Annotated in this window: 14 protein-coding genes; 4 read left to right on the plus strand and 10 right to left on the minus strand. The window is 57.7% G+C overall.

All coding sequences use genetic code 11. The features are described from left to right. Position 1: 1 nt before the first annotated feature. Both GOV91_RS03720 and prfB read right to left on the minus strand, forming a co-directional pair. Positions 2-1402, minus strand: coding sequence for an amidase (locus tag GOV91_RS03720; RefSeq protein ID WP_171234473.1), 1401 nt, complete (start codon positions 1400-1402; stop codon positions 2-4). A gap of 262 nt (positions 1403-1664) precedes the next feature. Then, the gene (gene prfB / locus GOV91_RS03725) at positions 1665-2792 is read right to left on the minus strand and encodes a peptide chain release factor 2 (RefSeq protein WP_171090621.1); all 1128 of its coding nucleotides are present in this window, start codon (positions 2790-2792) and stop codon (positions 1665-1667) included. Positions 2793-2869: 77 nt separating this feature from the next. On the opposite strand from prfB, the gene GOV91_RS03730 reads away from it, so the two are divergent. Continuing rightward, a complete protein-coding gene (locus GOV91_RS03730; RefSeq protein WP_171234474.1) occupies positions 2870-3700 on the plus strand; it encodes an aminoglycoside phosphotransferase family protein in 831 nt (276 codons plus the stop codon). On the opposite strand, the gene GOV91_RS03735 is transcribed toward GOV91_RS03730, so the two are convergent. The 3 genes from GOV91_RS03735 to GOV91_RS03745 form a co-directional block, all read right to left on the minus strand. Next, positions 3694-6183 carry a PBP1A family penicillin-binding protein gene (locus GOV91_RS03735; RefSeq protein ID WP_171234475.1) on the minus strand — a complete coding sequence of 830 codons (2490 nt, stop codon included), beginning with the start codon at positions 6181-6183 and terminating at the stop codon, positions 3694-3696. The two genes, GOV91_RS03730 and GOV91_RS03735, sit on opposite strands and share 7 nt — an antisense overlap. 94 nt (positions 6184-6277) lie before the next feature. Next, on the minus strand, positions 6278-7498 hold the full coding sequence (locus GOV91_RS03740) for an N-acetylmuramoyl-L-alanine amidase (protein WP_171234476.1): 1221 nt from the start codon (positions 7496-7498) through the stop codon (positions 6278-6280). 66 nt (positions 7499-7564) lie between these two features. Continuing rightward, positions 7565-8728, minus strand: a complete 1164-nt coding sequence (locus tag GOV91_RS03745) for a pyridoxal phosphate-dependent aminotransferase (RefSeq protein WP_171234477.1) — start codon at positions 8726-8728, stop codon at positions 7565-7567. Between GOV91_RS03745 and GOV91_RS03750 the strand changes: the two genes are divergently transcribed. Continuing rightward, on the plus strand, positions 8727-10109 hold the full coding sequence (locus GOV91_RS03750) for a M48 family metalloprotease (RefSeq protein ID WP_171234478.1): 1383 nt from the start codon (positions 8727-8729) through the stop codon (positions 10107-10109). The genes GOV91_RS03745 and GOV91_RS03750 overlap by 2 nt on opposite strands. Beyond that, positions 10106-10864 carry a DsbA family protein gene (locus GOV91_RS03755; RefSeq protein WP_171179700.1) on the plus strand — a complete coding sequence of 253 codons (759 nt, stop codon included), beginning with the start codon at positions 10106-10108 and terminating at the stop codon, positions 10862-10864. The genes GOV91_RS03750 and GOV91_RS03755 overlap by 4 nt, the downstream gene beginning before the upstream one ends. Before the next feature lie 115 nt (positions 10865-10979). Here the strand turns inward: GOV91_RS03755 and GOV91_RS03760 are convergent, their stop codons facing one another. The 4 genes from GOV91_RS03760 to hemA form a co-directional block, all read right to left on the minus strand. Beyond that, positions 10980-11396: a VOC family protein gene (locus tag GOV91_RS03760; RefSeq protein ID WP_171234479.1), complete on the minus strand. Its 417-nt coding sequence runs from the start codon at positions 11394-11396 to the stop codon at positions 10980-10982. Between the two features lie 62 nt (positions 11397-11458). Then, positions 11459-12580 carry a flavodoxin-dependent (E)-4-hydroxy-3-methylbut-2-enyl-diphosphate synthase gene (gene ispG / locus GOV91_RS03765; protein ID WP_171234480.1) on the minus strand — a complete coding sequence of 374 codons (1122 nt, stop codon included), beginning with the start codon at positions 12578-12580 and terminating at the stop codon, positions 11459-11461. A gap of 71 nt (positions 12581-12651) precedes the next feature. Beyond that, positions 12652-13857 (minus strand): helix-turn-helix domain-containing protein, encoded by a 1206-nt coding sequence (locus tag GOV91_RS03770; protein WP_171234481.1) that lies wholly within the window; start codon positions 13855-13857, stop codon positions 12652-12654. 129 nt (positions 13858-13986) lie between these two features. Continuing rightward, on the minus strand, positions 13987-15210 hold the full coding sequence (hemA, locus tag GOV91_RS03775) for a 5-aminolevulinate synthase (RefSeq protein WP_171234482.1): 1224 nt from the start codon (positions 15208-15210) through the stop codon (positions 13987-13989). A 321-nt stretch (positions 15211-15531) separates the two neighbouring features. On the opposite strand from hemA, the gene GOV91_RS03780 reads away from it, so the two are divergent. Then, positions 15532-16917 (plus strand): M20/M25/M40 family metallo-hydrolase, encoded by a 1386-nt coding sequence (locus GOV91_RS03780; protein ID WP_171234483.1) that lies wholly within the window; start codon positions 15532-15534, stop codon positions 16915-16917. Between the two features lie 134 nt (positions 16918-17051). On the opposite strand, the gene lpdA is transcribed toward GOV91_RS03780, so the two are convergent. Beyond that, entirely contained in the window at positions 17052-18446 is a 1395-nt protein-coding gene (lpdA, locus tag GOV91_RS03785) for a dihydrolipoyl dehydrogenase (RefSeq protein WP_171234484.1), read from the minus strand. Positions 18447-18530: the final 84 nt, after the last annotated feature.

Raw genomic sequence — 18530 nt, forward strand, 5'->3', positions numbered from 1 at the left:
GTTATGGCCTCGCCGGTCTCTTGTTTGGCCAGTTGGTTTCGGCGTGATAGGCCGCCCCAACCGACAATAGTTTGTGATCCGCGCCCCGTGGACCGAACAGCTGGAACCCCATCGGCAGTCCGTTTGGACCGAAACCCGCAGGTGCGGCCAGACAAGGCAAACCGATCAGACTGACAGGCACCGTGACGTGCATCCATCGGTGATAGGTGTCCATTGTCCGGCCCGCGATACTGGTCGGGTACGGTATCTCGACCCCAAAGGGCCAGACCTGCGCGGATGGCAGAACCAACGCGTCAAACTGTTTGAACAGGTATGCAGCGCGACGGAACCAATCCGAGCGGATGACGCTGGCGTGCTGCACCTCCATTGCACGCATCGCCAGACCACGATCCAGTTCCCATTGAGCCGTATCTTTCAGATGATCCCTTTGCGAGGCCAAGGGCTCCAGCCCCGCCGCCACGCTGAACGACCGCAGCGTGATCCAACTGGTCCAAAGTTGTTCTGCATCGAAGGGCGGATCAACTTTTTGCACATCAGCGCCAAGGCTTTCAAACACGGTCAAAGCATCATTGCACAGGTCGAGAATTCCAGGCTCGGTCGGGAACGCCCCGCCCCAATCCCCAAGCCAACCAATCCGCAGACCCTGCATATCTGCAATTTCCACCGGTGACACCGGAACGCTATCAGAGGCCAAGGGCAGGCGCGGGTCTGGCCCCGAGATAACGTCAAGCAAGATGCCCAAATCCTCGGGGCCGCGGGCCATGGGGCCAAGTGTGGACAGCTGATGCAGAAAGCTGTCGCCGACAGGATCAGACGGCACCCTGCCCCAGCTTGGACGAAAGCCGTAAACATTGTTCCAGGCCGCTGGGTTACGCAGACTGCCCATCATGTCGGACCCGTCTGCAAGGACCACCATTCCCGTGGCCAGGGCCACCGCCGCCCCACCGGACGATCCTCCGCAGGTATGGTCGGCGTCATACGGATTGCGCGTCGCACCATAGACTGGGTTGAATGTGTGCGATCCCAATCCGAATTCCGGCGTGTTGGTTTTTCCGATAAGTATAGCCCCCGCATCCCGCATCCGGGTAGCAATCAGATCGTCGCTGTCCGGCACGACGTCCTTGAACAAAGGCGATCCATGAGACGAGACCACACCTGCCACATTGACCAAATCCTTGACCGCAATTGGCAGACCGTGCAGCGGGCCAGTAATTGGACCGCTATCGCAGTTCTGTGCCTCGGCCACCAACGCACTCTCTTCCCGTAACGCTACTATAGCGTTCACATCGCCATTCACCTTAGCGATGCGATCCAAGGTGGCACGCATTACATCGGTGGCTGAAACCTGTCGGGTTGCCAGTTGTTTCACAAGCTCTGCGGCCGATATCCGAGTCAGGTCCATTACATGCCATTCTGTTGTTGGTCTTGAACAGCCTAGCGAGCGGTTCAGCTCATTTAAACCCACTGTTTAAGTGTATCTTTTCCCGACCTCGCTACCGGTCAACAGGATTGAAACGGCATGGGCCAACTCATTCAGAAAAAGAATCAAAATCTTCAGCTGCCGCACAACAGTTGTGCTGCAAAGAAGAAAGACCAATCATGTAATCAGGATACGCCGCCAGTACCTTTTCAGCACGTTCAGAAAAGCGATCTGGCTATGCACCTTAGCTGTCGCCCTGCGCCTCGGACCGGCTTTTGCCTGCAACGTTCAGCGCCAGAGTCGCCGCCATGAACCCGTCCAGATCACCATCCAACACGCCCTTGGTGTCCGAAGTTTCGTGGTTGGTGCGCAGATCCTTCACCATCTGGTACGGCTGCAACACGTAAGACCGGATCTGGTTACCCCAGCCTGCATCGCCTTTGGCCTCATGCGCGGCGTTGATATCCGCGTTCCGGCGGTCCAGTTCCTGTTGATACAAGCGCGATTTCAGGGCCTTCATGGCAATGTCACGGTTCTGGTGCTGCGATTTCTCGGACGAGGTCACCACAATCCCGGTTGGAATATGCGTGATCCGAACCGCCGAGTCCGTGGTGTTGACGTGCTGACCACCTGCACCCGAGGACCGGTAGGTGTCGATGCGAATATCCGCCGGGTTCACCTCGATCTCGATATTGTCGTCCACCACCGGATAGACCCAGACCGAACTGAACGAGGTATGACGTTTCGCCGCCGAGTCAAAAGGCGAAATCCGCACCAGCCGGTGCACACCGCTTTCCGATTTCAGCCAGCCATAAGCGTTGTGGCCCGAGATCTTGTAAGCGGCAGATTTAATGCCCGCTTCTTCGCCTGCGGTCTCGGATTGAAGCTCGACCGTATAGCCTTTTTTCTCGGCCCAGCGAACGTACATCCGCGCCAGCATCGAAGCCCAGTCACAACTTTCGGTTCCGCCAGCGCCCGAGTTGATTTCAAGGAACGTGTCGTTGCTGTCGGCCTCACCGTCCAGCAGCGCTTCAAGCTCTTTCTTGGCGGCTTTGCCCTGTAGTGCTTTGATCGCAGCTTCGGCGTCCTGAACGACCTCTTCATCCTCTTCCATCTCACCCAATTCGATCAGCTCGATATTGTCGCTAAGATCGGTCTTGATGGTTTCATAGGTCTCGATGGCGTCGACCAGCATCTGCCGTTCGCGCATCAGCTTCTGCGCGTTCTCGGGGTTGTCCCACAGGTTCGGATCTTCGACACGCGCATTGAATTCCTCAAGGCGATGCGGTGCGGTTTCATAGTCCATACGCTGCGCCAGCAGCTCAAGCGACTTTTCGATTTCCGCCACGATGTTCTGGGTTTCGGCGCGCATGGTCTTGTCCCAACTTGCTCAATCAGGCCTGCGTGATAGCAAGAGGTGCGAGACACCACAAGACAGGCCGGACGCGAATGCAAAGCACATGCGACGAGTTTCTGGACTATTGGAACCTGCATCAGCCAGAGCTGGTTGCCGAGACCGGTCAGGTGCGGGTTTGGAAAGTGTTGTCGAAACACGGACCCGCAGCGTTGAAACTCTATCGCAGACCGGATCGCGGCAACGAAGCACCCGGCAGCGCGCTGCTGAATGCGTGGCGAGACCGGGGTGCGGTTCGTATTTTCAACGAAGAACGGAACGCTGTTTTGATGGAGTGGCTGGATGGTCCGTCATTGGGTGACATTGCGCGTTCGGGACGCCCCGATGACACCACTAGATTCCTTGCAGAAACTGCAGCGCGTCTGCATGGAAAACCCACCGTCCGGGTTCAGGGTTTGAGACCCCTGGACCAGGTTTTCACCCCGTTGTTTAACTGCGCTTTTGCGCCAACATGCCCAACCCTTCTGCCCAACGACGTGCTGTCCGCCATGGCCATGGGCCGGCATCTGTTGAATAGCCAACCAGCGCCCGTGCCTCTTCACGGGGATCTTCACACTGACAATATTATCATGACCGAGACGGGCCCACGGGTTTTCGATGCCAAAGGGTATGTCGGAGATCCGGCGTTTGAGCTGGCAAGTGCATTACGACACCCAAAAGGGATGCCAGATTTGGTGCGTGGTCCTCAGCAGATCGAAACCTGCCTGTCGCTCTACTCCAAGGCGCTGAGAGTACCAAAGGAACGGCTGGCCCAATGGGCCGCCGCCAAATGCGCCTTGTCCATCCACTGGCGATCGGACGGTGCAATCGATAACGATCCGGAAGCAGACCTTTTGACTCTGCTTCTGTGTCTATCTGATCAGTAAAGCCCGCCAGTGCTCAGGTCGCCCTGCGTGGCTTTGGGCCCGACAGTGACCGTCTGACCTGTCGAGGTCTGAACCTGCACGCCTGCGCGCTGCACTTCCTCGAACAAGGGCAGATCCGAACCGATCGCAAAGCCGCCGTCATAGACGCGGTCGATGAAGCCATCGACGCCATCACGGAAGAATTCAGCAACAACATAGTCACCGCTGGCATCGTCAGGCAGCCGTGCGCCACTGAAACGGTCGATCTTGATGAAATGACCGCCTTCCGGCACCTCGAACGGGCCGCCGCCGTATTTCTCAACCGCCTTTTCCATGAAGCTTTGGAACACCGGGCCGCACATCGTGCCACCATAAGCACCCCGCCCCATCGGGCGCGGTCGGTCATAGCCGATGTAACAGCCAGCAACGATGTTCGAGGTAAACCCAATAAACCACGCATCCTTGGATTCGTTGGTGGTGCCGGTTTTGCCAGCTGTCGGCACCGGCAAGTTTACATGGCGCGCGGCGGTACCGCGATCCACCACGCCTGTCATCATAGAGGTCAACTGATAGGCCGTGATCGCATCCATCACCTGTGCGCGGTCCGTCACAAGGGTCGGAGATTCATCAGGGGCCATCCATGTGGAATCGCAATCCAGACACTGGCGGTCGTCGTGGCGATAGATGGTTTTGCCGAACCGGTCCTGAATACGGTCGACCAGAGTGGGCTCGACCCGCTGACCGCCATTTGCAAACATCGCATAGGCCGCCACCATCTTGTAAAGCGTCGTCTCTTCGGACCCCAGGGAGTTCGCCAGGAATGCCCCCATGCGGTCGTAGACGCCAAAGCGTTCCGCATAGCCTGCAACCACAGGCATCGTGACCTCTTGCGCCAGACGGATTGTCATCAGGTTCCGCGACTGCTCGATCCCGGTGCGCAGCGGCGTCGGTCCGTAGAACTTGTTCGACGAGTTCTTGGGACGCCACAGACCCTGTGGCGTGTTCACCTCAATCGGGGCGTCCACAACTATGGTTGCGGGGCTATAGCCACTGTCCAGTGCGGCGGCATAGACGAAAGGTTTGAAAGACGATCCGGGCTGACGCTGCGCCTGCGTGGCGCGGTTGAACACGGTGTCCTGATACGAGAACCCGCCCTGCATCGCCAAAACACGGCCCGAGTTCACATCCATCGCAACAAAGCCGCCCTGCACTTCGGGCACCTGGCGGGCAGACCATTGTCCCTCTTCCCCGGCCATCACAAGGATCACGTCGCCGCGTTTGAAGTTTGCTGCAAAATCGCCCTGCATCCATTTGATGTCCGAGCGTGGGATAATGCCATCGGCGGGTCCATTTTCGATCCCGACCGTGAGTTGCTGGTCAGAGACGCCCAAAACCACGGCAGGATACCACCGGGTCGGCAGCACCACATCGCGTGGAATTTCCATGATAGAAAGAGCTTCGCGCCACTGCGCCTCACCCGCCAGCGCTTCTTCCGGGATCACTTCGCCCGTACCGCGCCACCTGCCGCGCGATCGGTCGTATTTCTGCAGCGCCGTGCGCAGAGCTTTGGCAGCTTCGATCTGCATTTCTTCGTCCACAGACGCACGGACCGTAAAGCCGCCGGTAAAGAACTCACCTTCGCCAAAATCCTCGCTCAGCTGGCGACGGATTTCGTCGGTGAAATAGTCACGCGGCGGCAAAGCGGTGCGGAAACTTTCAAAGTCACCGTTCTGCACTGAACGCAGCGGCATCTCGACTTCGGTCTCATAGGTCGCCTGATCGATGTAACCGTTCTGGTTCATCTCACGCAGCACATAGTTACGGCGGGCCAGCAGCCGTTCTTTTTGACGAACCGGGTGGTAATCCGAAGGTGCCTTGGGCATCGCGGCCAGCATCGCGGCCTCATGCGGGGCCAACTCCTGCAAGGTCTTGTTGAAATAGGTCTGGGCAGCGGCAGTCACGCCATAGGAGTTCTGGCCAAGAAAGATCTCGTTCATGTAAAGTTCGAGGATCTGTTCCTTGTCCAAGGTATCCTCAAGCCTTGTGGCGAGGATGATTTCCTTGATCTTGCGTTCAGCTCGGCGGTCGCCTGACAGCAGAAAGTTCTTCATCACCTGCTGCGTGATCGTCGATGCCCCGCGCACGGTTTCGCCCTTGGTGCGCACTGCCTCAACACCGGCTGCAACAATACCGCGCGGATCGTACCCCTGATGGGTGTAAAAGTTCTTGTCTTCCGCCGAGATGAAAGCCTGTTTCACCAGATCGGGGATGTCCTCGGACGGGGTGAACAGGCGTCGTTCCTGCGCGAATTCATCAATCAGCTGCCCTTTGCCCGAATAAATCCGACTGATGGTGGGCGGCTTATACTGGGCCAGAGATTCATGGCTGGGCAGGTCGCGGCCATACATCCAGAACACCGCACCGATTACCAGTGCGACCATAAAGATACCCAAAGTGACGAGGCTGAAAATCGCCCCGAAAAACGAAAGAATGAACCGGATCACGTTACTGCCTTTTTCTCGCGGTGCCGTCTATATAGTGATGCGCCGCCTGAGGGTCAAAACACCAAGCGTATTCTAGCCGGTTTGCGCCGTAAGGTCACTGGCCAATCAGGGATTTGCGGATCACATCCTGCTGTCGCCAATCCTCAAGCCCCTGAAAAATCCCCAAAGCCATTTTCGACCGCCATTCCGGATCCTTGAGGTTTTTCAGATCTCTAGGACTGGAAAGAAACCCAAGCTCGACCAGAACCGAAGGAATATCCGCCGCCTTGAGCACCGAAAAAGACGCCGTGCGCAGGGGTTTACGGTTCATGGGACCGCCCTGCTGCGTCATACCGTTGGCAATCGATGTGGCGAGGGACCGCGTGCGCGGCCTGGTCTCCTGCCGTGCCAGGTCCAGCAAAACGTCAGCCACTTGATCATCCGAGCCACTGAGGTCGACGCCAGACAGCAGGTCGCCCCGATCATGCCGTTCCGCCAGTTTCGAACTCGCCACGTCCGAGGCATCATCAGACAAAGTATAGACCGCCGCACCATGGGCCTGCCCCTCGGACAGGGAATCGGCATGCAGTGAGATGAACAGGTCTGCGCCCGCCCGGTGGGCCAAAGCAATCCGACGCTCAAGCGACACGAACTGATCCTCAACCCGCGTCAGGACCACTTCATATCCGCCCGAACGCAAAAGAACTTCACGCAGCTCGCGTGCGAAGGTCAGCATCAGGGTCTTCTCATCAACCCCACCAACCTCGGCCCCCGGATCTATGCCGCCATGGCCTGGGTCCAGCATGACGCGCAGGGGTCGATCAGAATTGCGGGGTGCTGTTTGCGGCAAGTTGGCAGGTTCTGGCAGGTCCCAACCCGGATTGCGTGGCGCACCTGATGTCGCGTTGAATGTGTCGAAATCCGTGCCTTTAAGGTTCAGGGACAACAAAGCCGCGCCCGAGTCTTCTGCGATCGACAACTGCGCTGTCTCGACCGCCATCGGTGCACCCAGTTCCAGCACCAGACGCGACCAGCCCGGAACATAAGCCCCGAACTGAACACCGCTGATGCGATCAGATTGCAGGAAGTCCGAGGTATTCAACCCTGTCCAATCGACCTCGTTAAAATCCAAAACCATCCGATAAGGATCCTGCAAGGTGAAGATCCGGTACGGCACACCTTGGCTGAGGCCGATATCCACTCGCACGCCAGTGCGCCCGACATCTGTTATGCGACTCTGGTCCGGCTGAATACGCGCCAGCGCGCTGAACTCCTGCGCAACTGCACCACTCGCCAGCGCCCAAATCAGGGCGATGCAAAAGAAGATCCTGCTCATAGCCTCAAGTTTTCCCGAGATCGTTTGAACCGCAGCCTATACCACTGGCTGCGTTTTGTGAACGGCTCAGGCCTTCTCGCTGATCGCATCGCGCTGGGCCATGAACAGGCGCAAACGCTCAAGACCTTCTTCGATATCAGCCGTTGCCCGGGCATAAGAGAAACGCAAGGTCGTGTGACCACGCTGCGGGTCGAAATCCAGCCCGGGCGTGACCGCCACACCTGCTTTTTCCAGAATCTCTGCCGCGAAGGCACGGCTGTCATTGGTCAGGTCAGACACGTCGGCATACACATAAAACGCGCCATCAGGCGGAGCGATGTTTGCGAACCCGGCCTTGGGCAGCCCGTCCAGCATCAGCGCCCGGTTTCGGCGATAGACGTCCAGATTGGCCTGCAACTCGTCTTCGCAATCCATCGCGGCCAGCGCTGCAACCTGGCTGGCATGGGGGGCGCAGATGAACATGTTCTGGGCAATCCGCTCGACCACACGCACCTGATCTTCTGGCACCACCATCCATCCGACGCGCCAGCCTGTCATCGAGAAATACTTGGAGAATGAGTTGATCACATAACACTCATCCGTCAGTTCCAGCGCGGTGACAGCTTTGGCTTCGTATTCCAGCCCGTGATAGATTTCGTCACTTATGAACGAAGCCCCCTGCCCCTGCGCCGCGTCTATCAGCGCGCCCATGGACGCATGGTCCAACATGGTGCCGGTTGGGTTCGCGGGCGAGGCCACCATCAGCCCCTTCAGGTCCATTCCCTGAATATCCTCGGCAACAGGCTGCAACCTGTTTTCAGGGGCAGTGGGCAGATCGACGGGCACCAGCCCCAACGCTTTGAGGATCTGTCGGTAGGACGGATAACCGGGCGCGCCGATACCAACCCGGTCCCCGCTGTCGAACAACGCCGTGAAGGTCAGCAGAAACCCGCCTGAGGATCCAGGGGTGATGACCACTCGATCCGGGTTCAAGTCAACATCATACCAATCGCCGTAAAGCCGCGCGATCCGCTGCCTGAGCGCGGGCAACCCCAAAGCCACCGTATAACCCAAAGGGCCTTGCTCCATTGCCTTTGCCAGCGCTTCGGTCGCGCCCTTGGGGGCCCCTGTCCCCGGCTGGCCGACTTCCATGTGGATGATATGGCGTCCGGCCTCTTCCGCTTTGCACGCGGCCTCCATTACGTCCATCACAATAAACGGATCGACCCCGGACCGGGTTGAGTTTCTCATGCCCATCTCCCATGTTGCAGCCATGGCTTTTGAACGCGTATCCAGGCTGGCGTCAATCCCGGCTCTGATGCTTGCAGCTGTCGTCTGGCTTGCGGCAGTGGTTCAAGCCCATGCGCAAAGCCTGATCCGAGATCCCGACATCGAGCATGGGCTGCGTGAACTGGCATTTCCCATCCTGCGCGCGGCCGGTTTGAATACCAACCGCGTTCAGATTCTGGTCATCAATGACAACACGTTCAACGCATTTGTCATCGACTACAACGCGATCTACGTGAACTACGGACTGATCCTGAGCGTCGAAAGCCCGGAAATGCTGCAGGCTGTGATCGCGCACGAAGCCGCCCACATCGCGAATGGCCATCTGGCACGGCGGGCCGAAAACCTGAAAGCGGCGCAGCGCAATGCCGGCTTTGGCACCGCTCTGGCCCTGCTGGCTGCTGCTGCGGGTGGTGGAGAAGCAGCCCTTGGTATTGCCGCCGGCACCCAGGGTGCCGCCCTTCGCAGCTTTCTGGGCCACACCCGCGCCGAAGAGGCCTCGGCTGACCGCAGTGCCGCAAGTTATCTGCGATGGGCGCAGATTTCGCCCAGCGGCATGGTCGAACTGCATCGGAAATTCGCCGGTCAGGAGCTGCTGAGCGTTGCCAATCAGGACCCCTATATGCGCTCGCACCCGACAAGCCGCGACCGTCTGCGTGCCGCCGAGGCCTTTCTGGACGAGTTTGGTGACAAGGCGGTCCGAAACCCCAGCGCCGATTACTGGTTCGCCCGCGTCAAAGGTAAGCTTTCCGCCTTTCTGCGGTCTCCAAGCTGGACTTTGCGGCGCGCCAAAGAAGAGACCGACCGTGACATTCGCATGATGCGAGAGGCGTCGGCACATCATCAAAACCGCGATTTGTCCCGCGCTCGCGCCGCCATAGATGAGGCGTTGGCCATTCGCCCGAATGACCCTTACTATTACGAACTCAAGGGGCAAATTCTTTTGGAAAACAGGCAAATAAGCAAAGCAGTTCAAGCGTATCAGAGCGCGGTGGAAATGGCCCCGAACAATGCGCTGATTCTTGCAGGATATGGTCGTGCGCTGCTGGCGCAGGGTAACACCGATCAAGCCTTGACCGCGTTGGAAAAGGCCCGATCCCGCGATTTTCGCAATGCGCGCCTGATGCAGGATTTGGGCATTGCCTATGCCAAGGTTGGCAACAACGGAATGGCATCCACCGTGACGGCAGAGCGATATGCGCTGCAGGGACGGCTGGATGATGCCGGAATTCACGCAAAACGGGCTGTGGCCCGCTTGCCCGAAGGCTCGCCGGGTTGGCAAAGGGCACAAGACGTGCTGATTGCGTCAGAACGATTCAAGAAAAGCAAAAGGAAACGGAAATGATCCTCAGACATGCTGCACCTGCCCTTCTGGGGCTTTCCATGGCTGCGACTTCAGCGCAGGCGCTGGATTTGAACGCAATGAGCGATGCCGAAAAGGCCGAATTCGGCGCGCAGGTGCGAGAGTATCTGCTTGAAAACCCCGAAGTGATCATCGAAGCGATCAACATCCTTGAACAGCGAAATGCCGCAGCCGAAGCGCTGGCCGACAAGGAACTGATCGCCGCCAATGAAGAAGAACTGTTCAACGATGGCTACAGCTTTGTGGGCGGCAACCCGGACGGGGATATCACGCTGGTCGAATTCATGGATTACCGCTGTGGTTATTGCCGCCGTGCCGTACCCGAGGTAGCCAGCCTGTTGGCCGAAGACGGCAATATCCGCTTGGTGATCAAGGAGTTCCCCATTCTGGGCGACGCGTCTGTCCTGTCCTCGCGCTTTGCCGTCGCCACCAAGCACGTGGCGGGCAATGAAGCCTACAAACAGGTCCATGACGCCCTGCTGGAGTTCACCGGCGAGCCATCAGAAGTGTCTTTGCGCCGCATCTCGGATGGTCTGGGGCTGGACAGCGATGCGATCATCGCCGCAATGGACAGTGACCGCGTGACGGACGAAATCACCCGTACCCGTGCTCTGGCGCAGCGGATGCAGATTTCGGGCACGCCGTCCTTTGTACTGGGTACCGAAATGCTGCGTGGCTTCCTGCCTGCCGATCAGATGCAACAAATCGCGGATGGTGTGCGCGCCGAGCGCGGCTAAACACATGGTGGGGCGGCGTAGCCCGCCGCCTATTATTGCAGAGCTCTTCTTTCTTTCAGATCACGAAGGCTCTGCACAGCATTCGCCCCCTCAAATTGCGTGTGGAACCTCTGATCTAACCGTCCCGACCGGGTTCGCTTGGATTACTGGAAAACAGCGCGATCTTGTTTCCTTGCGGATCGCGCAGGTAGCCAACATAGAAATCAGCCCCATAGGAGTCGCGAAAGCCCGGCTGGCCTTCGTTGGAACCACCTGCGGCAAGTGCCGCCGCGTGAAGATCACGAACCTGCTTTTGACTTTGCGCCTCGAATGCAACCATCGTGCCATTCCCTGCCGAGGCCGGATGCCCGTCGAACGGGGATTTCACATAGAATTCCGGCAAAGCTTGAGACTGACCTTGCTGAGATGGAAGAGCGTAGCTTAAGTCGCCGTGATACCATTCCAATTTATATCCAAGGGCTGGCAGGAAAGCAGAATAAAACTGTTCTGCAGCTGCAATGTCGTCCACACCAACGGTGATATAGGCGATCATTCCTTTGCCCTTTCGTGGACATGACATCTAAGACGCGCGGCAAGCGTGGACTGAATAATCGCCTACTCGGCCGCTTCGGCCTGCGCGTCCAGTTCAGCTGCCTTTTTCTCGACCTGTTCGACAATGTGATCAATCATCTGATCGTTTGACATCTTGTGGCTGGCCTTGCCGGCCAGGTAAACCATGCCAGAGCCTGCGCCGCCGCCGGTAAAGCCCACATCGGTCATCAACGCCTCACCCGGGCCGTTCACGACACAGCCGATAATTGACAGGCTCATCGGTGTCTTGATGTGTTCCAGCCGATGCTCCAAGGCTTCAACGGTCTTGATGACGTCGAACCCCTGACGGGCGCAGGATGGGCACGAGATAATGTTCACGCCGCGATGTCGCAGGCCCAGTGACTTGAGGATTTCGAAACCGACCTTGACCTCTTCCACCGGATCAGCGGACAGGCTGACACGGATCGTGTCGCCTATCCCCATCCACAACAGGTTACCCAAACCGATGGCGGACTTGATGGTGCCGCTGACCAGCCCTCCAGCTTCGGTGATGCCCAGATGAATGGGCGCGTCGGTGGCTTCGGCAATGCCCTGATAAGCAGCAGCAGACAGGAAAACGTCGCTGGCCTTCACGCTGATCTTAAACTCGTGAAAGTCGTTGTCCTGCAGGATGCGAATATGTTCCAGCCCGCTTTCAACCATCGCCTCGGGGCATGGCTCGCCGTATTTCTCAAGCAGATGTTTTTCCAATGACCCCGCGTTGACCCCGATACGGATCGAACAGTTGTGATCGCGTGCGGCCTGAATGACCTCTTTCACGCGGGTTTCATCGCCGATATTGCCCGGATTGATGCGCAGGCAAGCCGCGCCCGCCTCGGCGGCTTCGATGCCACGGCGGTAGTGAAAGTGAATGTCTGCCACGATCGGCACAGGGCTTTCGCGGACGATCTCTTTCAGCGCCTTCGACGACGCCTCATCCGGAACCGAAACGCGCACTATATCCGCGCCAGCCTCAGCTGCGGCCTGAACCTGCGCCACGGTGGCCGCCACATCGGTGGTCAGCGTATTGGTCATGGTCTGTACCGCAATGGGTGCATCACCCCCAACAGGGACGTTGCCGACCATGATTTGACGGGATTTACGACGATAGATGTCGCGCCAAGGGCGTACGTGATTGAGGGACATAAGGACGGATCCGCGTCTGCCAGAGTTGGACCTTTAGATAGTCCGACAACCGGGGCGTCGCAATGGCTAGATCACTCCGCGGGCGTTTCAGTCGCCTCGGTCTGCAGTTCCGCCACCAGTTGCTTGAGAGCGCTGTTCTGCTCGGCCTCAAGATCGGCTACGGCATACGTCTCGGACACGGCTTCTTTCGACAACACGACACCTTTGGCAACCGTACCCGGCGCACCCGCCGGACCGTAATGCTCGCCGTTCATAGAGAAGTAGACCGACCCCGAAGCCCCGGCCCGCAACTGCGGCGGCTCCTCGGTCAGAGGCACTTCAAAAACGCTGCCTTGTTCAACCGTGCCAAGGGTGCCTTCGAAAATGATACTGCCGTCTGCAGCCGTCACACGCATCCATGCCGGGTCAACAGCCACAATTTTAAGCGTTGTATCGATCTGTTCCACGACCTGCGGCAGCGCGGGTCGTTCGACCGTGTGAACCTTGGCCAGTTCAAGTTGCGGCAACTCGGGCGGACGGAAAGTTCCGACCTCACGTGGGTCAAGGGTCGAGATCGGGGCATCACGAGCAACCAGAACCGGCACGTCCAGCGCCTGTGGACGATAAAGACGATCCAACGCCTCGGTACTGGCCACTTCAACCGTATCGTCTGACGCGGCACCACGCACCGCATCCAGTGGATCAAGGTCGGACAGGACCACAGGGGCTTGCTCAACAGGGCTGACCTGCACCTGCTGGATTTTGTTCAAAACAGCCCAGCCGCCATAGCCGATGCCACCAATGACCGCCAGCAACACCAGCGAAGAGCCGATGGCGCGCGGTTCGATTTGACTGACCAGCGGCTCCTTGCCCGGAATATAGGGCGTATTGGGCGAGATGAACGGGTCGCGCCCCATAGGACCGCGCGACGGAAGACCGCCAGTGGATTTGCGGACCACAGATGCCTCGGCCGACATGCCATGGGCCACTTCAAAACCGCTTTCCTGGCAGAAGGTTGCAAAGGTCTCATCCGGGTTCATTCCCAAGTAGCGCGCATATGAGCGCACATACCCGGCTATGAAGCCGGGTGTATCAAACGCATCAGGGTCGGCGTTTTCGATTGCAGCAATGTAGTTGGCTTTGATCCTCAGTTCGCGCTGAACATCCAAAAGAGATTTGCCCATTGTCGCGCGCTCACCGCGCATCTTGTCACCAAGACGAATCTCGTAGTCATCAAACCCTTTTGGTCTGACGTCCACGTCTTCTTCGGACTCGCGCTGTGATCTGCGCCCAATCATCCCTGCTGCCCCATTCTGCCTGTCGCGTATTTCGCGTTAGCGGCGAATCATCCCCACAATGATTCGTCTGCCAATTTTGTTAGCCTAAGCTTAACACGCGGCAATCACGTTGCACACTTTGGCGTGAGGTTAACCGGCAAGTTCGGCGCGATTTAGCGCACAATGTGACCAAAGTTCGTCCATCGCCTGCACCAAACGGTTCATTTCGTCGGGTCCATGCACCGGAGACGGGGTAAACCGAAGCCTTTCGGTTCCCCGCGGGACAGTCGGGAAATTGATCGGCTGCACGTAAATGCCATAATCATCCAGCAACATATCACTGAGCTTTTTGGTATGCACAGGGTTGCCGACGATCACGGGCACAATGTGGCTGCCATGATCAATTAAGGGAAGACCCATCCCTTTAAGTCGCAGCTTGAGGATCTTGGCCTGAGTCTGATGCTGGTCACGCAGCTCCTGCGCGGTTTTCAGATGCGCAACCGAAGCGGCAGCCCCTGCGGCAACAGCTGGCGGCAACGAAGTGGTGAAAATGAAACCCGGCGCATAAGAGCGCACAGCGTCGCACATCTTGGCGCTGGCGGCGATGTAGCCACCCATAACGCCATATGCTTTGGCGAGGGTTCCGTTGATGATGTCGATCCGATGGGCCAAACGGTCACGTTCAGTCACGCCGCCGCCACGCGGGCCGTACATGCCAACCGCGTGCACTTCGTCGATATAGGTCAGCGCGCCAAACTCATCGGCCAGATCGCAGATCTCTTCGATCGGGCCAAAATCGCCGTCCATAGAATAGACTGACTCGAAGGCGATCAGTTTAGGCGCTTGCGGATCGTCAGCTTCAAGCAACTCACGCAGATGCGCCACGTCATTGTGCCGGAAAATCCGCTTAGAACTGCCGTTGCGGCGCACACCTTCGATCATCGAGGCATGGTTCAGCGCGTCGGAATAAATGATCAGGCCGGGGAACAGCTTGGGCAGAGTGCTGAGCGTTGCATCATTGGCGATATAGGCGCTGGTGAACAACAGCGCGGCTTCTTTGCCGTGCAGATCAGCCAACTCGGCCTCAAGCCTTTTGTGGTAAACCGTGGTGCCCGAGATGTTGCGCGTCCCGCCAGACCCTGCACCTGCTGCGTCCACAGCCTCATGCATGGCATTCAGAACAACAGGGTGCTGCCCCATGCCCAAGTAATCGTTGCCACACCACACGGTGATGTTCTGCTGCGACCCATCCGGACGCGTTCGCACCGCATGAGGGAAATGTCCGTTGCGACGTTCGATGTCGATGAAGGTCCGGTAACGTCCTTCGTCATGCAGCCTGGCAATCGCTGAATCGAGCTGAGCAGTATAGTCCAACGGACCCTCCTTGAGCGCCCAAATTGGTTTCCCTTGGGCAAATAGTCTGCCACCTTACACAGTGTAACGTGTTTCAGCGGCTTTGCGTTCCTTAGTTTAGCTGGTTACAGCCGAACAGGTGAACCCAACTTTGATTTGCATCAAATAAAAGGTTGTGCCCCCTACGACAAGTAAAGTTCCGGCTATCGAACGCGTGGAAACGACGCAGGTACAGTCGCATCACAATGCGTCGTGCGATACTTTGGTTTTCGTCAAAACCGCTCTGGACGGCGCTGATCACGCTGTTAGGGTTCGCCCAAACTAGAAAAGCAGGAGCCCCCTATGTCGCTAGACACCGTGCTGAACCGGATTGACGAAGATCTGCAAACCTCGATCTACCGCCTGATGGAATTATTGCGCATCCAATCCATTTCAACCGATCCCGCGTTCAAGGACGAGGTCAACCGCGCCGCAGATTGGTTGGTCAACGACCTTCGCAGTATCGGAATAGATGCGGAAAAGCGAGAAACGCCGGGCCACCCCATGGTTGTTGGCCATGTGGGAGAAGACGCAGACGCTCCGCATATCCTGTTCTACGGCCACTATGATGTGCAGCCGGTTGATCCGCTGAACCTGTGGACACGCGACCCATTTGATCCTGCAATCGAAGATACCGAGCACGGCCCCGTTATCCGTGGGCGTGGCGCATCGGATGACAAAGGGCAACTGATGACTTTTGTCGAAGCCTGCCGCGCCTGGAAGGCTGTGCATGGATCCCTGCCCTGTCGCATCACCTTCTTCTTTGAAGGCGAGGAAGAATCGGGGTCTCCATCACTAGTCCCGTTCCTTAAGGAAAACGCGGCCGAGCTCAAAGCCGACCTAGCACTGGTCTGCGACACCTCGATGGTCTCACGCGGGGTTCCCTCCATAGCTGCCCAACTGCGCGGTATGCTGAAGGATGAATTCACCATCATCGGACCCCGTATCGATCTGCATTCCGGCCACTACGGTGGCCCAGGCCTAAACCCCTTGCGGGAACTGTCGAAAATCGTGGCCTCTTTCTACGATGACGAAACCGGCCGCGTAACCGTTGACGGATTTTACGAAGGCGTCCACGAAGTACCCGAGGATCAACTCCGCCAGTGGCAAAACTGCGGGTTTGACGAAGCAGACTACCTGAATTCGGTCGGCTACACCCAGCCGCACGGCGAAAAGGGGTATTCGGCACTCGAACAGCAATGGGCGCGTCCAACGCTTGAGGTGAACGGGCTTTGGGGCGGTTACAACGGGGCTGGTTCGAAAACCGTGATCCCATCCGAGGCACATTGCAAAATCACTTGCCGCCTTGTCGGTGACATGGATCCTGACGCTCTGCGCGACAAAATCCGCAAACATGTCGAGGAACGACTGTCTCCGGACGCCAAAGTGATTTGGGACAATGACCTTGAAGGCTCACCAGCCTCTGTCATGAATTTGGACCGCCCAGAGTTCGAAGCTGCGCGCGGCGCCTTGTCTGACGAATGGGATCGCGAGGCGGTCTTTACTGGCATGGGTGGCTCTATTCCGGTGGTCGGGTACTTCAACACCGTTCTCGGGCTCGATTCCATGCTGGTCGGTTATGCAAACGATGATGACGCAATTCACTCACCGAACGAGAAATATGATGTCAAAAGCTTTCACAAGGGCATCCGATCCTGGGCCCGCATTCTGGATGCTTTGAACAAGTAAAGTGTTTTTGCGAGGCTCTGCCTCGCGCTCCGAGGTATTTTCGGCCAGATTAAGTGCGGATCCCCTGCTTCATCTGGCTATAAATACCTCGGGGGAGTCGCGGCTTGCCGCGGCGGGGGCAGAGCCCCCTTCCCTTACATGTGGATCACGCGATCGTAAGCGTCCAGAACGCTTTCGTGCATCATCTCTGACAAGGTTGGGTGCGGGAAGACCGTGTTCATCAGATCTTCTTCGGTGGTCTCCAGCTGGCGTCCAACCACATATCCCTGGATCAGTTCCGTCACTTCCGCGCCGATCATATGTGCGCCCAAAAGCTCTCCTGTTTTGGCGTCAAAGACGGTTTTGATCAGCCCCTCTGGTTCCCCCAGGGCAATAGCCTTGCCGTTGCCGATGAACGGGAAGCGCCCGACCTTGATGTCGTAACCCAGTTCTTTGGCTTTGGCTTCGGTGTAGCCAACGGATGCCACCTGAGGCTGGCAGTAGGTACATCCTGCAATGCTCTCGGGTTTGACCGGGTGTGCGTGTTTGCCCGCGATAAGATCCGCGACCATGACGCCCTCGTGACTGGCCTTATGCGCCAGCCATGGTGCACCTGCGATATCACCGATTGCGTACAGCCCTTCGACACCGGTGCGGCAGAATTCATCCGTCACCACATGCGTGCGGTCGATCTTGACCCCCAGCGCTTCGAGACCAAGGTTTTCGACATTACCGACGATGCCTACCGCCGAAATCACGGTGTCGAAATCATACTTTTCGACCTTGCCCTTAACCTCGATATGAGCGGTCACTTTGCCTTTACCCCGGTCCAATTGCTTGACCATCGCCTTTTCCATGATGGTCATGCCTTGCTTGGTGAAGGCCTTTTTCGCCAATGCGCTGATCTCGGCATCCTCAACCGGCAGAACGCGATCCATCACTTCGACCACGGTCGTGTCCGCGCCAAGCGTATTGTAGAAGCTGGCGAATTCGATGCCAATCGCGCCGGACCCAATGACCAGCAGTTTCTTTGGCATCCGGGGCGGCTGCAGCGCGTGTTTGTAGGTCCAGACCAGATCACCATCCGCCTCAAGCCCCGGCAATTCCCGCGCCCGCGCGCCGGTGGCCAGAATGATGTTCTTGGCTGTGAGTTCTTCGGTGCCTTTCTCAGTTTTAACACTGACCTTGCCCTTGGCGGGGATCGTGGCCTCGCCCATCACAACAGTGACCTTGTTCTTCTTCAGAAGATGACCAATCCCGCCTGAAAGTTGTCCGGCCACACCCCGTGACCTTTTGACGACCGCATCCAGGTCGTAACCAATCTTGTCAGCTTTCAAGCCGAAATCCTTGGCGCGTTCCATCAGATGGAACACTTCGGATGAGCGAAGCAATGCCTTGGTGGGGATACAACCCCAGTTCAGGCAAATGCCTCCAAGATGTTCGCGTTCAACAACGACGGTTTTCAGACCCAACTGGGCGGCACGGATTGCAGCGACATAGCCGCCGGGACCAGCCCCGATTACGATCAGATCAAAAGATTGTGCAGCCATGTGTCCCTCTCGGCGCAGGTGTTGAAAAATTAGTTTACCATTAAACTACTTTTCAAAACACATCAACAGGCGCGCCCCGCGACA

The organism is Ruegeria sp. HKCCA6837, from assembly GCF_013034475.1.
In the GTDB taxonomy this organism is placed as follows: Bacteria; Pseudomonadota; Alphaproteobacteria; order Rhodobacterales; family Rhodobacteraceae; genus Ruegeria.